The following is a 23,854-nucleotide window of genomic DNA, read 5'->3' as shown; positions in this document are numbered from 1 at the left end:
CCGCGCCCCCCAGGTTTCCTATCCTGGGGGGCGCTGCGTTTCCGCGGTTCCCGCGGCCCACGCATTCGGTACGTCTGAGGAACGAGGCACACATGACCGACCCGGTGACCCTTGAGGGCGAACTGCGCCCCGTCGGCGAGTTCGACGAGAAGCGTGCCGAGAACGCGGTCCGTGAGCTGCTGATCGCGGTCGGGGAGGACCCCGACCGCGAAGGTCTGCGGGAGACCCCCGCGCGCGTGGCCCGGGCGTACCGGGAGATCTTCGCCGGGCTCTACCAGGAGCCCGAGGACGTCCTGACGACCACCTTCGACCTCGGCCACGACGAGATGGTCCTGGTCAAGGACATCGAGGTGCTGTCGAGCTGCGAGCACCACCTGGTGCCGTTCGTGGGCGTGGCCCACGTCGGCTACATCCCCTCGTCGGACGGCAAGATCACCGGTCTGTCGAAGCTGGCGCGTCTGGTCGACGTCTTCGCCCGCCGCCCGCAGGTGCAGGAGCGGCTCACCACGCAGATCGCGGACTCGCTCATGCGGATACTCGAACCGCGCGGCGTGATCGTGGTCATCGAGTGCGAGCACATGTGCATGACGATGCGCGGGGTCCGCAAGCCCGGCGCGAAGACCATCACCTCGGCGGTGCGGGGACAGTTGCGCGACTCCGCCACCCGCGCCGAGGCGATGAGCCTGATCATGGCCAAGTGACCTGAGGGGCCGCGGCCCCCGGCCGGCCCGGCCGATGTGCCCTTTCCCCGCCCGGTGACGGAACCCATGTGGCGGAGTTCACGTCCTACAGGGCGCAAATCTCCGACGAGAGTGGGGCGTGCGGTGTGATCCGCATCGCCGGGGCGTGGTGAGCGATGTCTGTCGTGGCAGAGGAAGATCCCGCCGTCCGGGTGCCCCGGGACGGGGTGCGACGGTTCCCACGGGCGATGCCGGCGTCTGCGGCGCCCCGCGTGGTGGGCACGGCGTGCGCCCTGGTGGGCCTGCTGGACCTCGCGGCGGCGGTGTTCCCCGGCTTCCGGCACAGCCGGATGCATGTGCTCGCCGGGGTCTTCCCGGGGACGGTCACCTCGGTGGCCGCGGCGGCGGGGGTGGTCACCGGCATCCTGATGCTGATGCTGGCGCACGCCCTCAAGCGGGGGAAGAAGCGTGCCTGGCGGGCGGCCGTCCTGCTGCTGCCGGTCGGTGCGGTGGCGCAGGTGCTGCACCGGCACTCGCTGGGCGGCGCCGTGCTGTCGACGGTGCTGCTGGCGCTGCTGATCAGGTACCGGGCGGAGTTCTCGGCGCTCGGCGACCCGCGCACCCGGCTGAGGGCGGTCGCGGCCTTCGCGGGGCTGAGCGTGCTCAGCCTCGTGGTGGGGCTCTCCATCGTCAGCGCCCACCCGGCGGCGGGCACGGGCGACCCGACGTGGGCGCGGCGGTTCGCCGAGGTGCTGTACGGGCTGTTCGGCTTCGACGGGCCGGTCGCCTACGCCACCGACCAGACGGCCGACGTCGTCGCGTACTCCCTGGGCGGGCTGGGCTTCCTGACCGCCGCCACCACCGCGTACCTGGCGCTGCGCCCGGCGTCCCCGGTCGCCGAGCTGACGGCCGGGGACGAGGAGCGGCTGCGGGCGCTGCTGCGACGGCACGGGGCCCGTGACTCCCTGGGGCATTTCGCGCTGCGCCGCGACAAGAGCGTGGTGTTCTCACCGAGCGGGAAGGCCGCGGTCTGCTACCGCGTGGTGTCGGGGGTGATGCTGGCCAGCGGCGACCCGATCGGCGACGTGGAGGCCTGGCCGGGGGCGATACAGCGCTTCATGGCCGAGGCCCGGGCGCACGCCTGGATCCCGGCGGTCATGGGCTGCAGCGAGACCGGCGGCGAGGTGTGGACCCGGGAGACCGGTCTGGACGCCCTGGAGCTGGGCGACGAGGCCGTCGTGGAGACCTCCTCCTTCTCCCTGTCGGGGCGGGCGATGCGCAACGTGCGGCAGATGGTCAAGCGCACCGAGCGCGCCGGCTATGTGTGCCGGGTCCGGCGTGTGGCGGAGCTGGGCGAGGAGGAGCGCGAGGCGGTCCGCCGCGCGGCCGACGCCTGGCGGGGCACCGACACCGAGCGGGGCTTCTCCATGGCGCTGGGCCGTTTCGGCGACCCCGCGGACGAGGAGTGCGTGGTGGTGACGGCGCACGACGGCCAGGACGCGCTGCGGGCCGTGCTGCACTTCGTGCCCTGGGGCGAGGACGGCATGTCGCTGGACCTGATGCGGCGCGACCGGTCCGCCGACCCCGGGCTGAACGAGCTGCTGATCGTGGCCGCGCTGGGCGAGGCACCGCGGCTCGGTGTGCGGCGGGTCTCGCTGAACTTCGCGATGTTCCGGTCGGCACTGGCACGCGGTGAGCGGCTCGGCGCGGGTCCGGTGCTGCGGACCTGGCGGGGCCTGCTGGTCTTCCTGTCCCGGTGGTTCCAGATCGAGTCCCTGTACCGGTTCAACGCCAAGTTCCAGCCCGAGTGGCAGCCGCGCTTCCTGGTCTTCCGGGCCACCGGGGACCTCCCCCGGATCGGCCTGGCCGCCATGCGGGCCGAGGGATTCGTCACCCTGGCCCTCCCCGCCTGGGCCTCACGGCGCCTGCGGTGAGCCGCCCGTTCTAGGCTGAGCCCATGGGTACGTTGCGCGGCCACGTGGCCGGATTGCCGTCCTGGGACCGGTGCGCGGTCATGGGCGTGGTGAACGTCACGCCGGACTCGTTCTCGGACGGCGGCGAGTGGTTCGACACCGAGCTGGCGGTGAAGCACGGCCTGGACCTCGTCGCGGCCGGTGCCGACCTGGTGGACGTGGGCGGTGAGTCGACCCGTCCGGGCGCGGCGCGGGTGGACGAGGCGGAGGAACTGCGCAGGGTGGTCCCGGTCGTGCGCGAGCTGACCCGGGCAGGGGCCGTGGTGAGCGTGGACACGATGCGGGCCGCGGTCGCGGAGAAGGCGGTCGAGGCGGGCGCGGTCCTGGTCAACGACGTCAGCGGCGGACAGGCGGACCCCGCGATGATCCCGGTCGTCGCGGCGACCGGCAGCCCGTTCATCGTGATGCACTGGCGGGGCCAGAGCATCGACATGAACAACCGGGCGGTCTACCGGGACGTCGTGGGCGAGGTCACCGCGGAGCTGCGGCACAGCTTCGACCGCGCCGTGGCGGGCGGCATCGACCCGGAGCGGATCGTCCTCGATCCGGGTCTGGGCTTCGCGAAGAACGCCGAGCACGACCTGACCCTGATCGCCCACCTGGAGGACCTGCGGGCCCTGGGCCGCCCCCTGCTGATCGCGGCCTCCCGCAAGCGGTTCCTCGGCCGGGTGCTGGCCGGCGAGGGCGGCGACCCGCCCCCGGCGAGGGAGCGCGACGCCGCCACGGCCGCCGTCACCGCCATCGTGGCGGGCCGCGGCGCCTGGGCGGTCCGGGTGCACGAGGTGCACGACAGCGCCGATGCCGTGCGGGTCGCACGGGCACTGGAGGGGGCACGATGACGCCGCGCACAGCCGAGGCCGCACGGGTCGAGGAAGCGAACCAGGCGTTCTACGACGCCGTGGAGCGGTCCGACCTGGACGCGCTGGAGGAGCTGGTGCTGACCGGCCCGCTGGCGGAGACGGTGTCCGTGGTGCACCCGGGATGGCCGGTGCTGCGGGGACGCCGCGAGGTGATGCGCTCGTACGCCCTGATCATGGCGAACACCGAGTACATCCAGTTCTTCCTGACCGACGTCGAGGTGGCGGTCGACGGGGACACGGCCCTGGTGACCTGTACCGAGAACATCCTCACCGGCGGCCCCGCCGAGGAGGAGGGCGAGATGGGCTCGCTCGTGGGCGGCCTGGTGGTCGCCACGAATGTGTTTCGGCGCACATCGGAGGGCTGGCGGCTGTGGGTGCACCACGGCTCCCCGGTGATGGCCGACGGCGTCGACGAGGACGCCGCGGAGGACGTGGACAACGGCGGCGAGGGGTCAGCCTGAGGCATTCTGACCACCCGTTCGTGCCAAGAACCGGCAAGAAGTGGTGAAGGCCCGAGTAGGGCGTCGCATCCCGGGGTAAGCGCGGGGCGGTCGACCGCCTCGCTGCCCGGTACTGGGGACTGTCGGCGGTCGAAGGTAGATTCGAGTAAGGGCAGTGCGGCCCTCCCCTCCCGCTGGGCGGGCGGACCGCGCCCGTCCGTCCGTTCGTCGACCTGCGGGAGTGAATCGTGGATCGTGTCGCGCTGCGCGGCCTGAAGGCCCGCGGGCACCACGGCGTGTTCGAGCACGAGCGCCGCGAGGGCCAGGACTTCTTCGTGGACCTCGTCCTCGGCCTGGACACCGCTCCCGCCGCCGCGACGGACGACCTGACCAGGACCGTGCACTACGGCATCGTGGCCGAGGAGGTCACCGCCGTCGTCGAGGGCGAGCCCGTGGACCTGATCGAGACCTTGGCCCAGCGGATCGCCGACCAGGTGCTCAAGCACGACCTGGTCCAGGAGGTGGAGGTCACCGTGCACAAGCCACAGGCCCCGATCACCGTCCCGTTCGCCGATGTGTCCGTCACCATCACCCGGAGGCGCCCGTGAGCTACGACCCCACCGTGCAGCCCGTCCCGGCCTCCGTCGTCGCGCAGGTCGACGCCGCGGACTCGACGCTGCAGAACCCGAAGTTCGCCGTCATCTCGCTGGGCAGCAACCTCGGCAACCGCCTGGAGACGCTGCAGGGCGCCGTGGACGCCCTGGAGGACACCCCGGGCCTGCGGGTGAAGAAGGTCTCCCCGGTGTACGAGACGGAGCCCTGGGGCGTCGAGCCGGGCTCGCAGCCGAACTACTTCAACGCCGTCGTCCTGATCAGGACGACGCTCCCGCCGTCCTCGCTGCTGGAGCGCGGCCGGGCGATCGAGGACGCCTTCGCCCGGACCCGCGGCGAGCGCTGGGGTGCGCGCACCATCGACGTCGACATCGTTGCCTACCAGGGCGTCGTCTCCGACGACCCGGAGCTGACGCTGCCGCATCCGCGGGCGCACCAGCGGGCCTTCGTGCTGGCGCCGTGGCTGGACATCGACCCCGCGGCCGAGCTGCCGGGCCAGGGGCCGGTGGCGGGTCTGCTGGCCGGCGTGGGCCGCGAGAGCGTGTGGTCCCGGGGCGACGTGGAACTCAGGCTGCCGGAGTAATCGTTACGATCCCGTCCGTACGTTCGTCGATGTGATGTGGGGAGCGAGCACTCGGTGAAGGCGCTGCGCATCAGGACCCTGGTCGGACTGTTCGTGGTCGCCGGAGTGCTCTCGTGGGCGGGCGCGAAGCTGTGGGACTCGCTCGGCACCCTGCCGGGCGTGCCCGTGGCCGCGCCGATCGTGCTGGCGCTGATCGCCGCCGTCCTGGCGGCGACGGCGCTGTCGCTGCGCTCGCGGCTGCGCGCGCAGCGCGAGCGGCGTCCGGGGGCCAAGGGCGTCGACCCGCTGCTGGCCGCCCGCGCGGTGGTCTTCGGCCAGGCCAGTGCCCTGGTCGCCGCTCTGGTCGCGGGGATGTACGGCGGCGTGTGCGCCTTCCTCCTGATGTACCAGATGGACAGCGACCCCCGCCGCGACCAGGCGATCTACGCAGGCGTCGCGGTCATCGCCGGCATCGCGGTCTGCGCCGCCGCGATCTTCCTGGAGCGGGTCTGCCGCCTCCCCGAGGACGAGGACGACAACCGCACCGGCACGGTGGGCGGCCGCGCGTAGCGCGGGGCACCGGGGGCGGGGCGCTGATCGGTGGTGCCCTGCCGGTGCTTCGGGTGTCCCGCCGTCTCGCGCCCTGCGGGCGCAATGCGGCCGGCTGCGGATGGGAGGGTGGCGGTCCGGGGCCGGTCGGCAGTGTGCGGGTGGGTCGGTGGCCGGGGTTCAGGCGCCGGAGCGGGGCTGGTTGTTCCTCTGGTTCCGGTCTCGTCGCCGCCTGCGGGTCTGGATGGCCGGTGACCACGCCAACTGTCGGTGGGTGGCGCGCCCGCCGTAACCCGCGTCTGCGGGTGCTTCCCTGACATCGGGCTCTGTTCCGACGTCCATACCGCTGATGGCGGGCCCGATCTCCCTCAGGCCCTCGGCAGCACCCCGAAATACCCGCACACGCGGGTTACGGCGCGCGCGCCCACCTCCCACGGGTGGTGTGGAAGCGGCCATCTGTACCCGCGGACGGCAACGAGACCTCCGCCGGCGGAAAGGTGACCCGTTCCGGCGCCTGAACCCCAGCCACCAATCCACCCGCACACTGCGGATGAACCCGCACCCGCCCACCGGCCCGGTACGCGCGGGGTCAGTAACCCCGCCGGACGTTCTCCGCGGCGGCGTCGGCCTGCCGCCGGGAGCGGCGCCGGCGTTCGGACGCCAGCTCGGCCAGCGCGTCGTCGAGGGCGGCCAGGACGCGGGTCGCGGCGGGGTCGCTCACGCCCGGTGCCGCGTCGGCGGCAGGGCCGCGGCGCAGGCCGAGCGTTGTGGTCAGGGCGGCCAGGACGGGCTCGTCCGCGGCCAGGCGGTCGGCCGCGCGGCGCCGGGCGCGGGAGTCGGTCAGCACGGTCCGGGTGTCGCGGACCAGCCAGTTGCGGTGCCGTTCCCGTACCACCTGGCCCTCGGCCGCCAGGGCGGTCAGGTAGACGTCGGCCAGCCCTCGGCCGCGGCGCCAGAGCCAGTCGCCGGGCGCCTCGTACGGCGCCGTGCGCACCAGCGAGGCCGCGGCCTCGGCCAGCAGGGGGTCGGCGATCTCCGGGTGCCCGCCCGGCACCAGGCGGTCGCCGTCCAGAGCGACGGCCCCCGCGGCCAGGAGGTCGACGGCCTCGGCCGCGGCCAGCGCGAGCGAGAGGTCGCCCGGTTCCACGGCGGGTTCGGCGGCCAGTTCCAGGGCGGTGATGATCAGGTCCCGCGGGGTGGTCATGGAACGCTCCGCATCACGAGGCTTCGGCGTCCGGTTCCGTCCGGCGATTGTCACCCGCTCCGGCCGGGGCCGCCACCGGCTGCCCCGCTCCCGCCTCGTCGCCGTCCTCGCCGTCCTCGTTGACCGAGCGGCGCAGCGCGGCGTGGAGCGTCGCCGGGGTCAGCACCCCGGCGAAGCGGTCGCCGTCCACGACGGCTATCCAGCCCGCGTCGTGCTGGAGCATCGCGCTGAAGGCCCGCTTGAGGGGGGAGCCCACCGGGACCCAGGCCTCCAGGCGGCGGGTGTGGTCCGCCACGGTGCCCGAGGTGAGGGTGCCCGCGGCGACGTAGCCGCGCAGCCCGCCGTCGTCGTCGAGCACGACCGCGTAGGGGTCGCCCTGCTTCGCCAGGAGGGCGGCGGCCTCCGCGGCGGGCGAGCCGGCGCGCACGACGGGCGGGTGCTCCAGGTCGGCGGCCTCGACCGGGGTGACGGACAGCCGCTTCAGACCGCGGTCGGAGCCGACGAAGTCGGCCACGTACGGGGTGGCGGGGGAGCCGAGCACCGTCGCGGGGGTGTCGTACTGCTCGATCCGGCCGGGGCCGAAGACCGCCATGCGGTCGCCGAGCCGGACCGCCTCCTCGATGTCGTGCGTGACGAACAGCACGGTCTTGCGCACCTGTTCCTGCAGCCGCAGGAACTCCGACTGCAACCGCTCCCGCACCACCGGGTCGACGGCGCCGAAGGGCTCGTCCATCAGCAGCACCGGCGGGTCGGCCGCCAGCGCCCGGGCCACGCCGACCCGCTGCCGCTGGCCGCCGGAGAGCTGCTCGGGGTAGCGGGCGCCGTGCACGGACGGGTCCAGGCCGACGAGTTCCAGCAGCTCGGCGGCGCGCGCCCGGCGCTTGGCGCGGGTCCAGCCGAGCAGGTGCGGCACGGTCTCGGTGTTCTCCAGCACGGTCTTGTGCGGGAACAGGCCGACGTTCTGGATGACGTAGCCGATGCCGCGGCGCAGCCGTACCGGGTCGGTGCGGGCGATGTCCTCGCCGTCGAGCAGGATCCGGCCGGCGGTGGGCTCGATGAGCCGGTTGACCATCTTCATCGTGGTGGTCTTGCCGCAGCCGGAGGGCCCGACGAGGGTCACGAGTTCGCCTTCGCGCACCTCGAAGGACAGGTCGTCGACGGCGGTGGTGCCGTCGGGGTAGCGCTTGGTGACGTTCTCGAAGCGGATCATCGGGACCTCTCGTCGGCGCTGGGCGGTGCGGGCTCACCCCCCAGCTTGGTACACGCTCGGCGACGGATGTGAAGGGGGTGTTGCGAGGATGTGGCAGGACACCGGGAATGTCCGTGGCCGGGTTTACGCTCACCTGCATGATCTGAACCGGGCGGGGGAGGCGGCATCGCATGGCCGGACAGGACTGTCTCGCGGCCAACGAATGGATATGCGGCGAGTTCGTGCGCACGCGCAGCCAGGAGTTGGTGGACGCGAGTGTGGAGCATCTGTGGATCACCGCCGCGTCGGTGGCGGCGGGTGTTCTGCTCGCGCTGCCGCTGGCCCTGCTCGCCCGGCGCTGGCGGGCGGCCGCGACGCCGGTGCTGGGGGTGACGACGGTGCTCTACACGATCCCGTCGCTGGCCCTCTTCTCGCTGCTGGTGCCGGTGTTCGGGATCTCCGCGTCGGTGGTCGTCACCGGCCTGACCCTGTACTCGCTCACCATCCTCGTCAGGAACTTCCTGGCCGGTCTGGACGCTGTGCCCGAGGACGCGCGGGAGGCCGCGCGCGGCATGGGCTACGGACCGATACGCCTGCTGTGGGAGGTCGAGCTGCCGCTGGCGATGCCCGCGGTGATGGCGGGCGTGCGCATCGCCACGGTCGCCACGGTCTCCCTCACCACGGTCGGCTCGATCATCGGCTACGGGGGTCTCGGCAATCTCATCAAGGAGGGCATGCAGAGCTTCTTCAAGGCGGAGGTGCTCACCGCTTCCGTGATCTGCGTGGTGTTCGCCCTCGTCGCCGATCTGCTGCTGCTCGGGGTGCAGCGGCTGCTCACGCCGTGGGCCAGGGCAGCGAAGGCGGCCGGCTGATGGGGACGATCCCCGGCGCCTGGGACTGGCTGACCACGGGCGCCAACTGGACCGGCACCGACGGGGTGCTGCAGCGGCTCGGCGAGCACCTGGCGCTGACCTCCGTGTCGATGGCCATCGCCTGCCTCGTGGCCCTGCCGGTCGCGATCCTTCTCGGCCACCTCGGCAAGGGCGGCGCGCTCGCCGTGAACCTCTCGAACGTCGGGCGGGCGGTGCCCACCTTCGCCATCCTGGTGCTGCTCGTCGTCGCGACGAACTCGGCGCGCTACTGGCCCACCGTCATCGCGCTGGTGCTGTTCGCCGTACCGCCGCTCCTCACCAACACCTACGTCGGCATGCGCCAGGTCGACCGGGACGCGGTGGAGGCCGCCCGCGGCATGGGGATGACCGGCGGCCAGCTGCTGGCCCGGGTGGAGCTCCCGCTCGCGGCGCCCTTCGTCATGAGCGGGGTGCGCTCGGCCGCCGTCCAGGTCATCGCCACCGCCACGCTCGCCGCGATTCCCGGCGAGGGCGGTCTCGGCCGTATCGTCACGGCGGGCTTCGCCCAGTTCGACACCCCGAAGGTCGTCGCGGGCGCGGTGCTCGTGGCCGCGTTCGCCCTGCTCGTGGAGGGAGTCTTCCTGTTGCTGCAGCGCCTGGTGTCCCCCGCACGGAAGTCCCGACCTGCCCGAAGACCTGCCCGTTCCACCCATCAGATGGAGTTCACATGAGCAAGGCCCTGCGCACCGCCACCGCCCTGGCCGCTGTGGCGGTCCTCTCCGCGGGCCTGGCGGCCTGCGGCGGCGACAGCCTGGAGAAGAGCGGGGGAGGGGGAAGCTCACAGGCCGGCGGCGGCAAGGGCTCCCTGACCGTCGGCTCCGCCGGGTTCACCGAGAGCACGGTCCTCGCGCAGCTGTACTCGCAGTTGCTGACCGACGCCGGCTACAAGACCACGATCAAGACCGTCGACAACCGCGAGCTGTACGAACCGGCCCTGGAGAAGGGGCAGATCGACGTCGTCCCCGAGTACGCGGCCACCCTCGCGGAGTTCCTCAACGCGAAGGTGAACGGCAAGGACGCCGCGCCCGTCGCCTCCTCCGACGTCGACGCCACCGTCACGGCGCTCACCGAACTCGCCGGCCCGCTCGGGCTGAAGGTGCTGCCGGCCGGGGAGGCCGTCGACCAGAACGCTTTCGCGGTCACCAAGGAATTCGCGGAGAAGAACGACCTCAAGACCCTTTCCGACCTCGGTAAGTCGAAGATCAAGGTCAAGCTCGCCGCGGGCGAGGAATGCTCGATCCGCCCCTTCTGCTCGCCCGGCCTGAAGAAGATCTACGGCATAGACGTCACGTCGGTCGACGCCAAGGGCGTCGGCACCGTCCAGGCCAAGCAGGCCGTCAAGGACGGCACCGACCAGCTGGTGCTCACCACGACGACGGACGCCACCCTCGACCAGTTCGGCCTGGTGCTGCTGGAGGACGACAAGGGCCTGCAGAACGCCGACAACCTGCTGCCCGTGGTCAACGCGAAGGAGGCCGGCGGGGCGGACGTCGCCGCCGCCCTCGACAAGCTCACCCAGGTGCTGACCACGGCCGACCTCGCCGGGCTGAACAAGCAGGTGGACTCGGAGCGCAAGAAGCCCGAGGACGTCGCGGCGGATTACCTGAAGTCGAAGGGTCTGCTGAAGGGCTGAGGCCCGGTGGACAAGATCGAATAAATGGTGGCGGGAGGGCGTTCGCGTGACGTTTCGCATACGCGTGGGCGCCCTCCGTATTTGTCGTTGTGCGTTCGGTGAGAAATCGGATGCCGCGGCCCCACACGACCCACCGGCACGCTAAGTTCCCTACCATGCCCCGTGGACGACACCGCCATTCCCAGCCGCTGCACCGGCTGCTCCCGCCCGCGACGGTTGCCGGCTCGGCCGCGGCCCTCGCCGTCGGCGCGCTGGTGATCGGTGATCCGGTGCTGCTCCGTGTGTTCGTCGTCGCGGCGGCAGGTGTCGCCGGTGGCGGCGCCTTCCTGCTGCGCAGTTGGGACCGCGCCGCGGGCAAGCAGGTCGCCGACCTCAAGACCGCGCGGGTGCGCGACGAGTGGCGTGCCGACGAGCGGATCGCGGAGCTCGAGGTGGACCTCGAGGACTCCCGCGAGCTGCGCGGCAAGCTGGAGAACAAACTGCGCGGCAAGCGCGCCGAACTGGCCCGGCTCCGCTCGGAGCACGCGGACCTGCTGCGCCGCTACGCCACCGCCGAGTCCGAGCGGGCCCGTGCGCTGGAGGACGGCCGCGTCGCGAAGAAGGCGGTCGGCTCCGCGCTTCCCGTCCCCTACACGGCGCCGGTCAGCCCGGCCGCGTACCTGCGGGCGTCCGCCGCACTGCGTGACCTGTCGCGCAACGGGGCCCGCCAGCAGGCCGCGCTCACCGTCGAGGAGGCCCGCCGCCGCGACCTCGCGGACACCGACGAGCCGCAGGGCAGGCACGCGCTGGACCCGGCGGTGCGCGACCGTCCCGACGACGCCACCACCAGCGGCAGTGGGAGCAACCCGGCACTGCCGGTGCGTCAGCCCAAGCTCGTCCCGGCGGTCGCCGCGGCCGTGCTGCCCTACGCCCGGCCCAACCGGCAGGCCAGCCGCGCCCAGGGCGGCTTCGACTTCTTCGGCACGAAGAACGAGAAGGCCCGCCCCCAGGAGCTGGAGGCGGCCGGCGAGACGGCGCCCGCGGACGCGGACCTCGCCGACGTCGTCGGGGACGAGGCCGTGGCCGAGCAGGCCGAGGTCATCGACCTGACCGCGCACGACGAGACCGAGCAGCTCGACCTCAGCGAGCTGCGCGCCCGCTCCTCCTGACACCCGGTGGCCACGGGCCGCCCGGGGGCGGCCCGCCGGTCACTTGTCGATGTCGCCGACGACGAAGAACATCGAGCCCAGGATCGCCACCATGTCGGCGACCAGTGTGCCCGGCAGCAGCACGGCCAGCGCCTGGACGTTGTTGTAGGACGCCGAGCGCAGCTTCAGCCGGTACGGCGTCTTCTCGCCCTTGGACACCAGGTAGTAGCCGTTGAGCCCGAGCGGGTTCTCGGTCCAGGCGTACGTGTGGCCCTCGGGGGCCTTGAGCACCTTCGGCAGCCGCTGGTTGATGGGGCCCGGGGGCAGCTCGGCCAGCCGGTCCAGGCACGCGTCGGCCAGGTCAAGGGCGTTGTGGGTCTGCTCCAGCAGCACCTCGAAGCGGGCCAGGCAGTCGCCCGCGGTGCGGGTGGGGACCTTCAGGGTGTCCGCCAGCTCCCCGTAGGCCAGGTAGGGCTCGTCCCGGCGCAGGTCGAAGTCGACGCCCGAGGCGCGGGCGATCGGCCCGCTCACCCCGTAGGCGTGCACGTTCTGCGCGGAGAGGACGCCGACGCCGCGGGTGCGGCCGCGGAAGATCTCGTTGCCCAGGACGAGGTCGTCGAAGGTGCCCATGCGCGAGCGCACCTCGGCGACGGCGCTGCGGACCCGGCCGTGCCAGCCGTTGGGGAGGTCCTCCTTGAGGCCTCCGACGCGGTTGAACATGTAGTGCATGCGGCCGCCGGAGACCTCCTCCATGACCGCCTGCAGGTCCTCGCGCTCGCGGAACGCGTGGAAGATCGGGGTGATCCCGCCCAGTTCGAGGGGGTAGGAGCCGAGGAACATCAGGTGGTTGAGCACCCGGTTCAGTTCGGCGAGCAGCGTGCGGGTCCACACCGCGCGCTCGGGCACCTCCATGCCGAGCATGCGCTCCACGGCGAGCACGACGCCGAGTTCGTTGGAGAAGGCGGAGAGCCAGTCGTGCCGGTTGGCCAGCATGATGATCTGGCGGTAGTCCCGGGCCTCGAAGAGCTTCTCGGCGCCCCGGTGCATGTACCCGATGATCGGCTCGACCGAGCCGATCCGCTCGCCGTCCAGGCTCAGGCGCAGGCGCAGCACACCGTGTGTCGAGGGGTGCTGCGGGCCGATGTTCAGCACCATGTCGGTGCCCTCGGCCGCGCCGCCGATGCCGATCGTGGTCTCCGTCATGGCCCCAGTTTCCCATCCCTTTACGTGGCCGGGGGCGTGCCCCCCGGGGCTTTCCCGGGCGCGGGCACGGGCTGCTCCAGCCAGAGGAAGCCGCCGAGCCCGGACGGGTCGGTGAGTTCGGCCGCCTGGCCCGCGCGGGCCAGGGCGCGCACATAGCCGGCGGGGTCGGAGGAGGCCAGCGAGAGCGGTGGACGGCCCCCGGTGACCCCCAGGGCGCCCAGGGCCTCGCGCTGGGTCCGCAGGACCGCCCCGGGGCCCGCGCAGGCGTCCATCGCCACATGCGCCGTGATGTCGCAGGAGCCGTCGGGCACCGGCGGCGAGAGCTCGCGGCCCGCCCGGAACGCGGTGAGCGTCCCGTACGGCGGGCGGGCCCCGGCCAGGTGCCCGTAGTCGACCGCGACGGCGAGGCCGGCCTCCAGGGAGGCCACCGCGGAAGCCCAGGCGGAATCCCGCCAGCGGCCGATCTCCGCCCTGGTCCCGGCCTCCGCGCCCTCGACCGGCCACCAGCGGCGCAGCCAGTCGGCGTCCTCTCCGGCCGCCGGTTCGCCGAGGCGTTCGGCGCCGTCCGAGGCGCGGACGAGGACGCGCCGGGGTACCCCGTGCGCGTCGGTCTCCACCACTCCGACCGGCACGTTGTCCAGCCACTCGTTGGCGAACAGCAGGCCCCGCAGGCCCCGCGGGAGCTCCTCGGACCAGGTCACCCGGGCGTCCAGGCCGTCCGGTCGCGGGGCCTTCTCCACGGCGTACGGACGCAGTCGGGCGCCCAACGTGGCGGGAACCACATCGAGTACTCCCGTGAGCAGTTCCCCCGCGCCCGCGCCGACGTCCACCAGGGCCAGTTCGCCGGGGTGCCCGAGGTCCGCGTCGACGCGCTCCAGGAGCCGGGCCACGGCCCCCGCGAAGAGCGGCGAGACATGGACCGACGTGCGGAAATGGGCGGCCGGGCGCTCCTGCCGGAAGAAGCCTCCCGGGCCGTACAGGGCCCGTTCCGTGGCCTCCCGCCACCCCGTCCACGCGGCTGTGCTGTCGATCACGCGTCCACCGTATGCGCACAACCCGGGGCTTCGGACGGTTGAGCGGCCCATCACCGGTTCCAGGTAGGGTGCCGTGGTCAGAGGTGTGTCCGCCCGTGACGGCCGCGGATGAATCGATCATGAACATCGGTCATCGGGACAGCGCACGCCTTTTGCCGGATGGCCCGGTACTGATAGGTGCTGTGCAAGCGACAGGCAGTGGAAGGTGAAGAGCGGATGACGGCCGGCGACAACGGTGCTCCTGAGCCCGGGAGTGACGACCCCTTCGCGTACCTGTACCGCCAGGACGGCGAGGAGCCGGGTCAGGCGGCTACTGCCCAGCCCGGTGTGCCCCGCACCTCGTACAACCAGGTGCAGCGGGTCGGTGAGCGGCGCCCGCAGCAGCCGCAGCAGTCCCAGCAGGGCGGTTACGGCTACCCGCAGCAGCAGGCCGGGTACGGTCAGCAGCCGCCGGCCTACGGTCAGCCGCAGCCCCAGCAGGCGCAGCACGCCCAGGCGACCCAGCAGTTCCCCCAGGGCCCCGGCGGACCCTCCGGACCGGCGGGACCGGCCGGCGGCGGAAGCCGCCGCGCGTCCACCCCGCGCCCCGGCGGCCCCAACAGCAAGGGCCTGCTGATCGGCGCCGTCGCCGTGGTCGCCGCCGTCGCGATCGGCATCGGCGTCGCCATGGCGGGCGGTGACGACGACAGCCCCGAGGCGGGCAGCACCCCGACCCCGACGGCGAGCAGCGACGGCGGCAAGGGCGACAACTCCGGCGAGCCCACGGCCCCGGCGAGCGCGACCAAGACGGGTGTCGTCGACGCGGCGACGCTGGTCAAGGCGGGCGGCGCGAGGATCGGTTCCCAGTACAAGGGCACCCTGGCGGCCGGCGGCAAGTACGTCGAGAACATGAACGCGGTGGGCGCGTCGGCGACCTGGACTGTCGACGTGCCGAAGGACGGCTCGTACGACTTCTGGATCCGCTACGGCAACGCGGAGAAGGACTCGGCCAGCGCCACGATCGTGGTCAACGGGTCGCCCCAGAGCTACAAGCCGGACCTGAGGAACTACGGCAAGGAGGGCGACTGGAACCACTGGTACCGCTCCTTCGTCACCCTCGACCTGAAGCAGGGGAGCAACACGCTCGCCGTGACCTGCGGTCAGGGCGACGCCTGCCACTTCAACCTCGACCAGCTGGCGCTGCTGGACAAGGGCCAGAAGCCCGAGGGCTGGTGAGCTGAACCGGCGGTGGCCCGCCCTGACCGGCGGGCTACTGCCGTGAGTCGCCCTCACTGATCACGTCGACCCGCCCCAGCAGGTCCTCGTACACCCCGCGGTCGAACTCGCCCGCGACCGGCGCCGCCACGGTGGCCGCCGAGAGGGCGACGGCGCGGGCCAGGCGCCGCGGCCAGTCGAGGCCCTCGACGAGCCCGGAGAGCAGGGCGGCGACGGCGGAGTCGCCGGCGCCTGCCGGGTTGCCGGGGACGGGCGCCGGGGGCCTGGCGGTCCACACGGTGCCGTCCTCGGCGAGGGCGAGCATCCCGTCGGGGCCGAGCGAGGCGGCGACGGCTCGGGCGCCGCGGCGGCGGGCGTCGCGGGCGGCGCGCATGGGCTCCGTCGCGCCGGTGAGTCCGGTCAGTTCGGCGGCGTTGGGCTTGACGAGGTCGGGCCGTGCGGCCAGGCCGCGTCGCAAGGGCTCACCGCTGGTGTCCAGCAGTACGGGGACGCCCGCTGCGCGCGCGTCCCTGACGAGGTCGGCGTAGCAGCCGACGGGCAGCCCGGGCGGCAGGCTGCCGCACAGCGCCACGGCGCGCGTCGTGCCGCCGTCCAGGAACGTGCGGTAGGTGCCGAGGAAGGCCGCCCACTCCTCCGAAGTGATCGTCGGCCCGGGCTCGTTGAACATCGTGGTGTCGCCGCCCGACTCGTCCACGACGCCCACCGTCCGCCGGGTGCTGCCGGAGGTGGGCACGAGGGCGTCCGTGACGCCGTCGGTCTCCGCCAGATAGGCGCGCAGGCGGTTCCCGGAGGCGCCGCCCGCGAAGCCGGTCGCGACGGCCTCGTGGCCGAGCGCGGCGAGCACGCGGGCGACGTTCAGCCCCTTGCCGCCGGGACGTTCCGCGGCCTCCGACACCCGGTGGGTGGTGTGCGGCCGCAGCCGGGGGACGCGGTAGGTCACGTCGATGGCGGCGTTCAGCGTGACGGTGACGATCACCGCATGATCCCTTCGAACAGCGTGTGCGATGGGAAGGGATCATGCCAAAGGAACGCCCGCAGGCACAGACCCCGCCGGCCGGGGTCCCGTCAGGGCTCGACGACCCAGCTGCCCTTGCGCATCACGCCCACGAGGTCGAACGACGCGTCCAGGACCACCAGGTCGGCGTCCTTGCCCGGCTCCAGGGAGCCGATCCGGTCGTACGCGCCCAGCAGCCGCGCCGGGTTGGCGCTCAGCGCGCGCACCGCGTCGGCGACGGGCAGACCGTCCACGGTCACCGCCCGCTTGAACGCCGTGTCCAGGGTGAGCGTGGAACCCGCGATGGAGCCGCCCTCGACGAGCCGGGCGACGCCGTCGACGACGTCGACCTCCATCGGGCCCAGCAGGTAGCGGCCGTCGCCGAAGCCGGCGGCGTCCATGGCGTCGGTGATGAAGGCGACCCGGTCGGCGCCGGCGCTGCGGAAGGCCATCTCCAGGACGGCCGGGTGGAGGTGGACGCCGTCGTTGATGAGCTCGACGGTGACCCGCTCGTCCTCCAGCAGCGCGGCGATCGGGCCGGGTGCACGGTGCAGCAGCGAGGGCATGGCGTTGAACAGGTGCGTCGCCACGGTGGCGCCCGCCTCGACGGCCTGCAGGGTGGCCTCGTAGGCGGCGTCGGTGTGGCCGACGGCGGCGATGACGCCGTGCTCCGCCAGCATCCGCACCGAGTCGAGCCCGCCGGGCAGTTCGGGGGCGAGGGTGACCATGCGGGCGGTGCCCCGGGCGGCGTCGAGCAGCTTGCGGACGTCCGAGGGGTGCGGGTCGCGCAGCAGCGAGGGCTTGTGCGCGCCGCGCCGGTGCGGGGAGATGAACGGCCCCTCGAAGTGGATGCCGGCCAGGTCGCCCTGCTCGACCAGCTCGGACAGCAGCGCGGCCTGCCGGGAGAGGTCGTCCAGGTCGCCGGTCACGGTCGAGGCGAGCAGGGTCGTGGTGCCGTGCCGCCGGTGGGTCGCGATTCCGGTGAGGACGGCCTCGGCGTCACCGGAGGAGAAGGACGCGCCGCCGCCGCCGTGCACGTGGATGTCGATGAAGCCGGGGACGATCCAGTGTCCCGTCAGATCGCGGGTGGACGACCGGCGCGGGTCGTCCGCGATGATCGAGCGGCCCTCGACGGTCACCCGGCCGTCCTCGACCACGCCGCCCGGCAGCACCACACGGGCACCGGTCAGCACGCTAGTTGCCGCAGTCAAGCGGTCACCTCCACGGAGAGAAGGTCCCAGGCGAGCAGCCCTGCGCCCAGGCATCCGGCGGTGTCCCCGAGGGTCGCCGGCACGATGAGGGGGAGTTGCTGGAAGGTCAGCCGCCGCTCGACGGCGGCCCGCAGCGGTGTGAAGAGGGTGTCGCCCGCCTCGGCGAGCCCGCCGCCCACGATCAGCGTGCCCGGGGTCATCAGGGTGATCCCGGTGACCAGGCCGTCGGCGAGGGCGGCGACGACCTCGTCCCACACGGCCGCCGCGCGGGGGTCGCCGGCCTCGACGGCGGCGGCGCAGCCGGCGGCACCGGTGTCGGGGCCGCCGCCCGCGGCCTCCCAGGCGCGGGCCACGGCGGTGGCGGAGGCGGCGGTCTCCAGGCAGCCCCGCTGCCCGCAGCCGCAGGGCGGGCCGCCGGGGCGGACCACGATGTGCCCGAGCTCGGTGGCCTCGACGCGGCCCTCGATGCCGATCGCCCCGGCGATGCCGGTGCCCAGGGCCACGAACAGGAAGCGCTCGGCGCCCCGCCCCGCGCCGAGCCGGCCCTCGGCGAGGCCGCCGGCGCGCACGTCGTGGCCGAGGGCCACGGGGGTGCCGTCGAGGCGGTGGGTGAGCAGGTCCCGCAGGGGCGCGTCGCGCCAGCCGAGGTTCGCGGAGTAGACCGCGACGCCGGCCCGCTCGTCGACCAGCCCGGGCACGGCGACGCCGGCCGCGGCGGCGGGCTCGCCGTAAGCGCTTTCGCCGTACGCCCGGAGATCCGCGGCGAAGTCGAGCACGGACTCGACCACGGCGTCCGGGCCGCGCTCCCGGCCGGTCGGACGGCGAGCCTCGTGCAGCAGCGTGCCGTCCGTCGCGACCAGCGCGGCCTTCATGCCGGTGCCGCCCACATCGAGGGCGATGACGTGTCTCACGGGGGACAGTGTCGCGCGGTACACCATAAAAGGTCTAGTCCACTCGTCGAAAGAGATCGCGTACCGCGCGCGAGGCGAGTGGTGTAGACCTCATGGGCCGCCCCGGTGGGGACTCCGTGCGATCGGATCATCACGCAGCGGGGTCACGGGCGCCGCGGATATGGTTGTCCGATGGAACGGGACGAGAGCGGGGCGGACGCGGCCGCCCCCGGGGACGGGCTGACGGATCAGGACCGCGCAGTCCTCGACATCGCCCGCCGCGCCTGGGCGGGCCCCGGCGCGAAGGAACGCGCGATCCGCGAGCGCCTCGGCATCTCCCCCACGCGCTACTACCAGCTGCTCAACGCCCTCCTCGACGACCCCCGTGCCCTCGCGCACGACCCCGTCACGGTCAACCGCCTCCGCCGCACGCGCGACACCCACCGCACCCACCGCTGACGCCTCCGGCGGCTGTCCGGAGGCACGGGCGGGTTCCGGTGGTCGGGTGCGGGTTCGTCTCGCGCCCTTCGGGCGCAAAGCGGCTGCCTGCGGACGGGAGGGTGGGGGTGGCTCTCCTCGACGCGGTGCGGGTGGATGGGTGGCCAGGGTTCAGGCGCCGGAGCGGTTCGCGCCTCCAGTGGTGCCGGTCTCGTTGCCGTCCGCGCGCATAGATGGCCGCTTCCACGCCTACCGTTCGTCGTGGCGCGCCTGCCGTAACCAGCGTCTGCGGGTGCTTCCCCGAGATCGGGCTCTCTTTCGCCGTCTATATCAGCGAAAGCGAGCCCGCTCTCCCGCAACCCACCCTCAAGGGCACCCCGAATCAGCCGCAGGCGCAGGTCACGGCGGGCGCGCCCACCACTGGGAGTGGGCGTGGAAGCGGCCATCTGCACGCGCGGATGGCAACGAGACCCCAGGCACCGGAGAGGGAACCCGATCCGGAGCCTGAACCCCCGCCACCGACCCACCCGCGCACCGCCGACCAGCCCCGTGCCCCACCCTCCCGTCCGCAGCCAGCCACTTTGCGCCCGAAGGGCGCGAGACGGCGGGACAGCCGAAGCACCCACGCAACCACGCCCACCGACCGGCCCCGGGAACACCGCCGGAGGCGGGATGCTTCCGTACGCCGGGCACGCCCCCCGCAGGGGTCGGTATGGTCGGGGGCATGAGCCGCAGCCGCAGGGACGAACTGCCGGTACCGACGACGCCCGAGGGCAAGGACGGCCTGGCCGCACTGCTCGCGGAGCCCCGCAGGGCCGTGCTGGCACTGGACTTCGACGGGACGCTGGCCCCGATCGTGCCGGATCCGGACGCCGCGCGGGCCCATCCCCGCGCCGCAGCCGCGCTGGCCCGGCTGGCGCCGCGGATCGGGTCCGTCGTGGTCGTGACGGGCCGCCCCGCGGGCGTGGCCGTGCGGTACGGAGGCTTCGCCGGCGTGCCCGCGCTGGAGCACATGGTCGTGCTGGGCCACTACGGCGCCGAGCGCTGGGACGCCCGTTCCGGCGAGGTCAAGGCGCCCGGCACGCACCCCGGGGTCAACGCGGTGCGGGCCGAACTGCCGGGCGTGCTGGACGCGATCGGGGCCTGGCGGGGCACCTGGGTGGAGGACAAGGGCCGCGCGGTGGCCGTCCACACGCGCCGCACGCAGGATCCGCAGGCGGCGTTCGAGTCGCTGAGCGGGCCGCTGCGCGAACTGGCCGACCGCCACGGGCTGATCGTGGAGCCGGGCCGGATGGTGCTGGAGTTGCGGCCGCCCGGGATGGACAAGGGCGTGGCCCTCAACGACTACCTGCGCGAGGTCGGCGCCGGTCCCGTGCTGTACGCCGGTGACGACCTGGGCGACCTGGCCGCCTTCGGCGCCGTGGAGAAGCGGCGCGCCGACGGCCTCCCTGGTGTGCTGGTGTGCAGCGGCAGCGCGGAGGTGGCCGAACTGGCCGCCCGGGCCGACCTCGTCGTGGACGGCCCGGAGGGCGTCGTCGCGCTGGTCGACGCCCTCGCGGACGCCCTTGAGGAGCGGGACGGTCAGGACGGGGCCGAGACCCACCCGCCGGTCAGCGACTGAACCGCGGACCCGTCGAGGTCCGCGAGCTTCACGCCCGTGAACTCCCGGGCCCTCGGCGAGGTCTGGACGCGGAAGGGCGGCCGCTCGGCGGCCAGGACCGCGACGATGGGTGCCGCGGCCTCGTCGATGGTCTGGGCGGCCGCGAACGCCTGCGTGGTGCGGTCGAGGTAGTGGGTGAACGCGGGCCGGTAGGGTCCCGCGGTCGCCGCGTACGCGGGGATGTCGACGCCGAGGTTGGCGACGAACTCGCTGCCGACCGCGCCCGGTTCGACGACGCTGACGGTGACCCCGACCGCGGCCGCCACGGGCGCGAGCGACTCCATGTAGCCCTCGACCGCGAACTTCGCCGCGCAGTAGGCCTCGTTGAAGGGCTGACCGACGACGCCGCCCACGCTGGTGACGGTGACCAGCCGCCCGCCCGAGGCGCGCAGGTGCGGCATCGCGGCCTTGGTGACCTCGACGACGCCGAAGAAGTTGACCTCCATCGTGGCGCGGACGTCCGCGACCGTCTCCAGTTCGATCGTGCCGACGTGCCCGGCGCCGGCGTTGTTGACCACCGCGTCCAGGCCTCCGAACTCCACGACGGCGTCCTCCACGACCGCGGCGACCAGCCGGGCGTCGGTCACGTCCAGCCGCCTGACGTGGACGTGCTCGGCGACGGCCGCCGCGGCCGCGGCCTTGCCGAGGGCGTCCCCCTTCCCGGGGTCGCGCATGGTCGCGACGACGTTCCAGCCGGCCCGGGCGGCGGCGACGGCGGTGGCCAGGCCGATGCCGGACGAGGTGCCGGTGATCAGGACGGTCCTGCGGGTGCCGGTGGCCATGCGGTGGTTCTCGCTCTCTGCGGGTGCTGATGACAGCAGCCTAGGCAGCCGTTCCGTCCCCGCAGACACGGCAGGCCGGAGCGACCCCGGATCCGTGGCGCGGGCTCGTCTCCGCCGAGTGTCCTGCCGCGACAACATCTCGGCCGCCGACGCCCGTCGGCGGCCGTGCTTGCTCGAACTGGGGAGCGAAATGGCTCAGGGCGCGGGCCAGTTGGGCGCGGTGCCGGCCTTTCTCATCGGGCTCTGCCTCGGCGCCGTGGCGTTGCTCATCGGTGTCACCCTCGTGTTCGACCTCAAGATCACGAGGTCGTTCATGCACCCGGGGCTCACGTGACGCGAGTACTTCCGGGCGAACCCGTCGCAGAGGGTGGTGCTCCTCGTCATCGGGTCGATCTTCCTGTTCGGTGGTTCCGTCGTCCTGCTCGCCATGCTGACCGTCGCCGTGCAGTCGCTCATCGACTGAGCGGGTCGTCGGGCGGGCACCGCGGCCCCGCTCTCCCGTCAGCCGCGGCCCGGGGGGCCCGCGTCGTGGACGAGGACGGCGATCTGGACGCGGTTGTTCAGGCCGAGCTTGCCGAGGATGCGGGAGACGTGGGTCTTCACCGTCGGCACGCTCATGTGGAGCCCGGCCGCGATCTCCGCGTTGGACCGGCCCTCCCCGATGGCGAGGGCGACCTCGTGCTCCCGCTCGCCCAGCGAGGCGAGCCTGCGCCGGGCGGTGGACCGCGCGCCGCGTCCGCCCTCGGGGTCGGAGCCGGCGACCTGGGCGATCAACTGCCGTGTCACCGCGGGGGACAGCACCGGTTCGCCGGCCGCCACCCTCCGTACCGCCTCGACGATCTCGCGGGGCGATGTGTCCTTCAGGACGAACCCCGCGGCGCCGGCGCGCAGCGCCCGCAGCACGTGATCGTCGGTGTTGAAGGTGGTGAGCACGATCACCTCCGGCGCGCCCGGCCGCGCCCGCAGCGCCTCGGTGGCCGTGAGCCCGTCCACGGTGGGCATGCGGATGTCCATCAGCACCACGTCGGGGGAGTGCTCCCGGACCAGCGCCGCGACCTCGCCGCCGTCCGCCGCCTCGGCGACGACCTCCATGTCCGGCGCCCCGCCGAGCATCATCCGCAGCCCCGCCCGCACCAGCGGGTCGTCGTCCACCAGCAGCAGCCGCACCGTCCTCACGCCGCCCACGGTAGCCAGGCGCGCACCCGGAAGTCACCGCCGGAGCGGCCGTGCTCCAGGTCGCCCCCGGCGAGCGAGGCCCGCTCCGTCAGCCCGATCAGCCCCTGCCCGGCGCCGGGGATGGCGGGCACCACGGCCGCCGCGGCCGGCACCGGGTTGCTGACCTCGACCGTCAGGCCCCGCGCGGGACCGCCGGCGAGCCGCACGGTCACCTCCGTGCCGGGGGCGTGCTTGCGGGCGTTGGTCAGCCCCTCCTGCACGATGCGGTAGGCGGTGCGCCCCGAGGCGGCGGGGGCGGCCGCCGACACGGCGTCGCCGTCCGCCTCCAGCACGATCCGCATCCCGGCGTCCCGCGACTCCTCCACCAGCCGCCGCACGTCCGCCAGCGTGGGCTGCGGCCGTCCGCCCGCGCCGTCCGCCGCGGCGGGCCCGGCCGGCTCGCGCAGGACGCCGATGATGCCGCGCAGGTCGTCCAGCGCCTGGTGCGCGCTCTCCCGGATCACCCCGGCGGCCCGCTCGATCTCCGCGGGGGAGGCACCCGGGTGGAACTCCAGCGCTCCCGCGTGGACGCTCAGCAGCGACAGCCGGTGCGCCAGCACGTCGTGCATCTCCCGCGCGATCTCCTCGCGGGCCTGCCGCCGCCCGCGCTCGGCGTACGAGGCCAGCAGCTGGCGCCGGGAGCGCACGTAGAGCCCCCAGCCGATCGAACCCGCCATGATCACGAAGAAGGTCATCGCCGAGCCGGTCTCCGGCAGGTCCGGGTCGGGGCCCCGCGCCACGAACAGCGGCAGCGGCGCGAACGCCAGGGCCGCCACCCAGGCCGTCGTGCGCAGCGGCCGGTACGCCGCCACGGTGAAGACCGCCACCGCGGTCGGGCCGCCGACCAGGTGCGCGAACCACCCGGCCACCAGCAGCACCACCGCAAGCTGCACCGGCCACCGCCGCCGCAGGAACAGGGCCGCGCACGCGGCCGCGCTGACGGCCTGTTCGACGGGGCCGATCGAGGCGCCCACCCCGTCCATGGACAGCACGGAGAAGACCGCCGCACCGAGGAAGACCGCGATGTCGGCGACGAGGCCCTTCCGTACGCGTCCCATTCCACCGAATGTACGGTCCCGGCGCGCGGGCACCACCCCCGCGCCCCAAGTCGAGACTTTCGGACGACAGCCCCCGCGCGATCGGCGACTTTCGCCGACAGCCGGCGCGGGCGGTCGCTCCCTAGCCTCGTGGCATGAAGGGATTCCTCGGCTTCCTCGGCTTCGTACTGCTCTCCCAGGGCATCGGCGGCATCGTCTGCCAACTCACCGGCGGCTGGTTCCGGCTGTGGGCGCTGACGCACCGGATCGGCTTCCTGGACGGCTACGAGATCTACGTGTGCGTCCTCCTGGTCGTGCTGGGCGTCGCGGTCCTCTTCGCGGCGGAGTCGGCGGGCAAGCGCGCCTGACGTCCGGTCGCGCACGGCCCGCCCCGGTCCCCCGTTCCTGTGTGACGGGGGGCCGGGGCGGTGGCAC

General features: G+C 73.6%; 26 protein-coding genes. 16 read left to right on the top strand and 10 right to left on the bottom strand.

From position 1 onward, the window contains the following. The first annotated feature begins 92 nt into the window (after positions 1–92). From folE to CHF15_RS05950, 7 genes are all read left to right on the top strand, one after another. Positions 93–701, top strand: coding sequence for a GTP cyclohydrolase I FolE (folE, locus tag CHF15_RS05980; protein WP_089222540.1), 609 nt, complete (start codon positions 93–95; stop codon positions 699–701). 227 nt (positions 702–928) lie between these two features. After that, positions 929–2,614 (top strand): phosphatidylglycerol lysyltransferase domain-containing protein, encoded by a 1,686-nt coding sequence (locus CHF15_RS05975; protein WP_245938681.1) that lies wholly within the window; start codon positions 929–931, stop codon positions 2,612–2,614. Between the two features lie 23 nt (positions 2,615–2,637). After that, positions 2,638–3,492, top strand: a complete 855-nt coding sequence (gene folP / locus CHF15_RS05970) for a dihydropteroate synthase (RefSeq protein ID WP_179279670.1) — start codon at positions 2,638–2,640, stop codon at positions 3,490–3,492. Next, a complete protein-coding gene (locus CHF15_RS05965) occupies positions 3,489–3,974 on the top strand; it encodes a nuclear transport factor 2 family protein (RefSeq protein WP_089222538.1) in 486 nt (161 codons plus the stop codon). The genes folP and CHF15_RS05965 overlap by 4 nt, the downstream gene beginning before the upstream one ends. 227 nt (positions 3,975–4,201) lie before the next feature. Next, the gene (gene folB / locus CHF15_RS05960) at positions 4,202–4,561 is read left to right on the top strand and encodes a dihydroneopterin aldolase (RefSeq protein ID WP_018558516.1); all 360 of its coding nucleotides are present in this window, start codon (positions 4,202–4,204) and stop codon (positions 4,559–4,561) included. Further along, on the top strand, positions 4,558–5,148 hold the full coding sequence (folK, locus tag CHF15_RS05955; protein WP_089222537.1) for a 2-amino-4-hydroxy-6-hydroxymethyldihydropteridine diphosphokinase: 591 nt from the start codon (positions 4,558–4,560) through the stop codon (positions 5,146–5,148). Before folB ends, folK begins: the two co-directional genes overlap by 4 nt. Positions 5,149–5,202: 54 nt before the next feature. Then, the gene (locus tag CHF15_RS05950; RefSeq protein WP_089222536.1) at positions 5,203–5,697 is read left to right on the top strand and encodes a DUF3180 domain-containing protein; all 495 of its coding nucleotides are present in this window, start codon (positions 5,203–5,205) and stop codon (positions 5,695–5,697) included. Positions 5,698–6,265: 568 nt separating this feature from the next. On the opposite strand, the gene CHF15_RS05945 is transcribed toward CHF15_RS05950, so the two are convergent. Both CHF15_RS05945 and CHF15_RS05940 read right to left on the bottom strand, forming a co-directional pair. Then, positions 6,266–6,880, bottom strand: a complete 615-nt coding sequence (locus CHF15_RS05945; protein ID WP_089222535.1) for a GPP34 family phosphoprotein — start codon at positions 6,878–6,880, stop codon at positions 6,266–6,268. A 13-nt stretch (positions 6,881–6,893) separates the two neighbouring features. Further along, positions 6,894–8,090 (bottom strand): ABC transporter ATP-binding protein, encoded by a 1,197-nt coding sequence (locus CHF15_RS05940; RefSeq protein ID WP_089222534.1) that lies wholly within the window; start codon positions 8,088–8,090, stop codon positions 6,894–6,896. A 170-nt stretch (positions 8,091–8,260) separates the two neighbouring features. Here CHF15_RS05940 and CHF15_RS05935 point away from each other — a divergent pair, with 170 nt between their 5' ends. From CHF15_RS05935 to CHF15_RS05920, 4 genes are all read left to right on the top strand, one after another. Next, positions 8,261–8,941, top strand: coding sequence for an ABC transporter permease (locus CHF15_RS05935; RefSeq protein WP_089222533.1), 681 nt, complete (start codon positions 8,261–8,263; stop codon positions 8,939–8,941). Continuing rightward, positions 8,941–9,651 carry an ABC transporter permease gene (locus tag CHF15_RS05930; RefSeq protein ID WP_089222711.1) on the top strand — a complete coding sequence of 237 codons (711 nt, stop codon included), beginning with the start codon at positions 8,941–8,943 and terminating at the stop codon, positions 9,649–9,651. Before CHF15_RS05935 ends, CHF15_RS05930 begins: the two co-directional genes overlap by 1 nt. Beyond that, the gene (locus CHF15_RS05925; RefSeq protein ID WP_089222532.1) at positions 9,648–10,613 is read left to right on the top strand and encodes an ABC transporter substrate-binding protein; all 966 of its coding nucleotides are present in this window, start codon (positions 9,648–9,650) and stop codon (positions 10,611–10,613) included. The genes CHF15_RS05930 and CHF15_RS05925 overlap by 4 nt, the downstream gene beginning before the upstream one ends. Before the next feature lie 155 nt (positions 10,614–10,768). Further along, the gene (locus CHF15_RS05920) at positions 10,769–11,761 is read left to right on the top strand and encodes a hypothetical protein (protein ID WP_089222531.1); all 993 of its coding nucleotides are present in this window, start codon (positions 10,769–10,771) and stop codon (positions 11,759–11,761) included. A gap of 39 nt (positions 11,762–11,800) precedes the next feature. Here CHF15_RS05920 and CHF15_RS05915 read toward each other — a convergent pair whose 3' ends face one another. Continuing rightward, positions 11,801–12,943 carry an NADH-quinone oxidoreductase subunit D gene (locus tag CHF15_RS05915; protein ID WP_089222530.1) on the bottom strand — a complete coding sequence of 381 codons (1,143 nt, stop codon included), beginning with the start codon at positions 12,941–12,943 and terminating at the stop codon, positions 11,801–11,803. Positions 12,944–12,963: 20 nt separating this feature from the next. Beyond that, positions 12,964–13,977, bottom strand: a complete 1,014-nt coding sequence (locus CHF15_RS05910) for an SAM-dependent methyltransferase (protein ID WP_089222529.1) — start codon at positions 13,975–13,977, stop codon at positions 12,964–12,966. Between the two features lie 216 nt (positions 13,978–14,193). Between CHF15_RS05910 and CHF15_RS05905 the strand changes: the two genes are divergently transcribed. Beyond that, positions 14,194–15,192, top strand: coding sequence for a carbohydrate-binding protein (locus CHF15_RS05905; RefSeq protein WP_089222528.1), 999 nt, complete (start codon positions 14,194–14,196; stop codon positions 15,190–15,192). Positions 15,193–15,226: 34 nt separating this feature from the next. Here the strand turns inward: CHF15_RS05905 and CHF15_RS05900 are convergent, their stop codons facing one another. The 3 genes from CHF15_RS05900 to CHF15_RS05890 form a co-directional block, all read right to left on the bottom strand. Next, positions 15,227–16,168 (bottom strand): 1-phosphofructokinase family hexose kinase, encoded by a 942-nt coding sequence (locus tag CHF15_RS05900; protein ID WP_089222527.1) that lies wholly within the window; start codon positions 16,166–16,168, stop codon positions 15,227–15,229. An 89-nt stretch (positions 16,169–16,257) separates the two neighbouring features. Further along, on the bottom strand, positions 16,258–17,451 hold the full coding sequence (nagA, locus tag CHF15_RS05895) for an N-acetylglucosamine-6-phosphate deacetylase (protein WP_410169620.1): 1,194 nt from the start codon (positions 17,449–17,451) through the stop codon (positions 16,258–16,260). Continuing rightward, positions 17,394–18,308 carry an ROK family protein gene (locus CHF15_RS05890; RefSeq protein WP_089222710.1) on the bottom strand — a complete coding sequence of 305 codons (915 nt, stop codon included), beginning with the start codon at positions 18,306–18,308 and terminating at the stop codon, positions 17,394–17,396. The genes nagA and CHF15_RS05890 overlap by 58 nt, the downstream gene beginning before the upstream one ends. Before the next feature lie 171 nt (positions 18,309–18,479). Between CHF15_RS05890 and CHF15_RS05885 the strand changes: the two genes are divergently transcribed. Together CHF15_RS05885 and otsB are read left to right on the top strand one after the other, a co-directional pair. Beyond that, the gene (locus CHF15_RS05885) at positions 18,480–18,746 is read left to right on the top strand and encodes a DUF3263 domain-containing protein (RefSeq protein WP_089222525.1); all 267 of its coding nucleotides are present in this window, start codon (positions 18,480–18,482) and stop codon (positions 18,744–18,746) included. A 703-nt stretch (positions 18,747–19,449) separates the two neighbouring features. Further along, positions 19,450–20,346, top strand: coding sequence for a trehalose-phosphatase (gene otsB, locus CHF15_RS05880; protein WP_089222524.1), 897 nt, complete (start codon positions 19,450–19,452; stop codon positions 20,344–20,346). Here otsB and CHF15_RS05875 read toward each other — a convergent pair. Beyond that, complete coding sequence (locus CHF15_RS05875) at positions 20,307–21,167, bottom strand: SDR family NAD(P)-dependent oxidoreductase (protein WP_089222523.1); 861 nt, start codon at positions 21,165–21,167, stop codon at positions 20,307–20,309. The two genes, otsB and CHF15_RS05875, sit on opposite strands and share 40 nt — an antisense overlap. A 118-nt stretch (positions 21,168–21,285) precedes the next feature. Here CHF15_RS05875 and CHF15_RS05870 point away from each other — a divergent pair, with 118 nt between their 5' ends. Beyond that, positions 21,286–21,501 carry a hypothetical protein gene (locus tag CHF15_RS05870; RefSeq protein ID WP_089222522.1) on the top strand — a complete coding sequence of 72 codons (216 nt, stop codon included), beginning with the start codon at positions 21,286–21,288 and terminating at the stop codon, positions 21,499–21,501. 167 nt (positions 21,502–21,668) lie between these two features. Here the strand turns inward: CHF15_RS05870 and CHF15_RS05865 are convergent, their stop codons facing one another. Further along, positions 21,669–22,283, bottom strand: a complete 615-nt coding sequence (locus CHF15_RS05865; protein WP_245938704.1) for a response regulator — start codon at positions 22,281–22,283, stop codon at positions 21,669–21,671. Positions 22,284–22,339: 56 nt separating this feature from the next. Continuing rightward, complete coding sequence (locus tag CHF15_RS05860) at positions 22,340–23,440, bottom strand: sensor histidine kinase (protein ID WP_089222520.1); 1,101 nt, start codon at positions 23,438–23,440, stop codon at positions 22,340–22,342. Positions 23,441–23,574: 134 nt separating this feature from the next. On the opposite strand from CHF15_RS05860, the gene CHF15_RS05855 reads away from it, so the two are divergent. After that, on the top strand, positions 23,575–23,787 hold the full coding sequence (locus tag CHF15_RS05855; protein WP_089222519.1) for a hypothetical protein: 213 nt from the start codon (positions 23,575–23,577) through the stop codon (positions 23,785–23,787). Positions 23,788–23,854 lie beyond the last annotated feature (67 nt).

The sequence above is a fragment of the Actinacidiphila glaucinigra genome, assembly GCF_900188405.1.
Lineage (GTDB): Bacteria > Actinomycetota > Actinomycetes > Streptomycetales > Streptomycetaceae > Actinacidiphila > Actinacidiphila glaucinigra.
Note: the sequence above shows the minus strand (reverse complement) of the source record. Positions and strands in the feature narration are given on the sequence as shown.

Bases quoted from the DNA above. Each gene is read 5' to 3' on its own strand.
- folE (WP_089222540.1), top strand. From the start codon at position 93: ATGACCGACCCGGTGACCCTTGAGGGCGAACTGCGCCCCGTCGGCGAG.
- CHF15_RS05975 (WP_245938681.1), top strand. From the start codon at position 929: ATGCCGGCGTCTGCGGCGCCCCGCGTGGTGGGCACGGCGTGCGCCCTG.
- folP (WP_179279670.1), top strand. From the start codon at position 2,638: ATGGGTACGTTGCGCGGCCACGTGGCCGGATTGCCGTCCTGGGACCGG.
- CHF15_RS05965 (WP_089222538.1), top strand. From the start codon at position 3,489: ATGACGCCGCGCACAGCCGAGGCCGCACGGGTCGAGGAAGCGAACCAG.
- CHF15_RS05945 (WP_089222535.1), bottom strand. From the start codon at position 6,880: ATGACCACCCCGCGGGACCTGATCATCACCGCCCTGGAACTGGCCGCC.
- CHF15_RS05940 (WP_089222534.1), bottom strand. From the start codon at position 8,090: ATGATCCGCTTCGAGAACGTCACCAAGCGCTACCCCGACGGCACCACC.
- CHF15_RS05935 (WP_089222533.1), top strand. From the start codon at position 8,261: ATGGCCGGACAGGACTGTCTCGCGGCCAACGAATGGATATGCGGCGAG.
- CHF15_RS05930 (WP_089222711.1), top strand. From the start codon at position 8,941: ATGGGGACGATCCCCGGCGCCTGGGACTGGCTGACCACGGGCGCCAAC.
- CHF15_RS05925 (WP_089222532.1), top strand. From the start codon at position 9,648: ATGAGCAAGGCCCTGCGCACCGCCACCGCCCTGGCCGCTGTGGCGGTC.
- CHF15_RS05920 (WP_089222531.1), top strand. From the start codon at position 10,769: ATGCCCCGTGGACGACACCGCCATTCCCAGCCGCTGCACCGGCTGCTC.
- CHF15_RS05915 (WP_089222530.1), bottom strand. From the start codon at position 12,943: ATGACGGAGACCACGATCGGCATCGGCGGCGCGGCCGAGGGCACCGAC.
- CHF15_RS05905 (WP_089222528.1), top strand. From the start codon at position 14,194: ATGACGGCCGGCGACAACGGTGCTCCTGAGCCCGGGAGTGACGACCCC.
- nagA (WP_410169620.1), bottom strand. From the start codon at position 17,451: ATGCCTGGGCGCAGGGCTGCTCGCCTGGGACCTTCTCTCCGTGGAGGT.
- CHF15_RS05885 (WP_089222525.1), top strand. From the start codon at position 18,480: ATGGAACGGGACGAGAGCGGGGCGGACGCGGCCGCCCCCGGGGACGGG.
- otsB (WP_089222524.1), top strand. From the start codon at position 19,450: ATGAGCCGCAGCCGCAGGGACGAACTGCCGGTACCGACGACGCCCGAG.
- CHF15_RS05875 (WP_089222523.1), bottom strand. From the start codon at position 21,167: ATGGCCACCGGCACCCGCAGGACCGTCCTGATCACCGGCACCTCGTCC.
- CHF15_RS05865 (WP_245938704.1), bottom strand. From the start codon at position 22,283: ATGATGCTCGGCGGGGCGCCGGACATGGAGGTCGTCGCCGAGGCGGCG.
- CHF15_RS05860 (WP_089222520.1), bottom strand. From the start codon at position 23,440: ATGGGACGCGTACGGAAGGGCCTCGTCGCCGACATCGCGGTCTTCCTC.
- CHF15_RS05855 (WP_089222519.1), top strand. From the start codon at position 23,575: ATGAAGGGATTCCTCGGCTTCCTCGGCTTCGTACTGCTCTCCCAGGGC.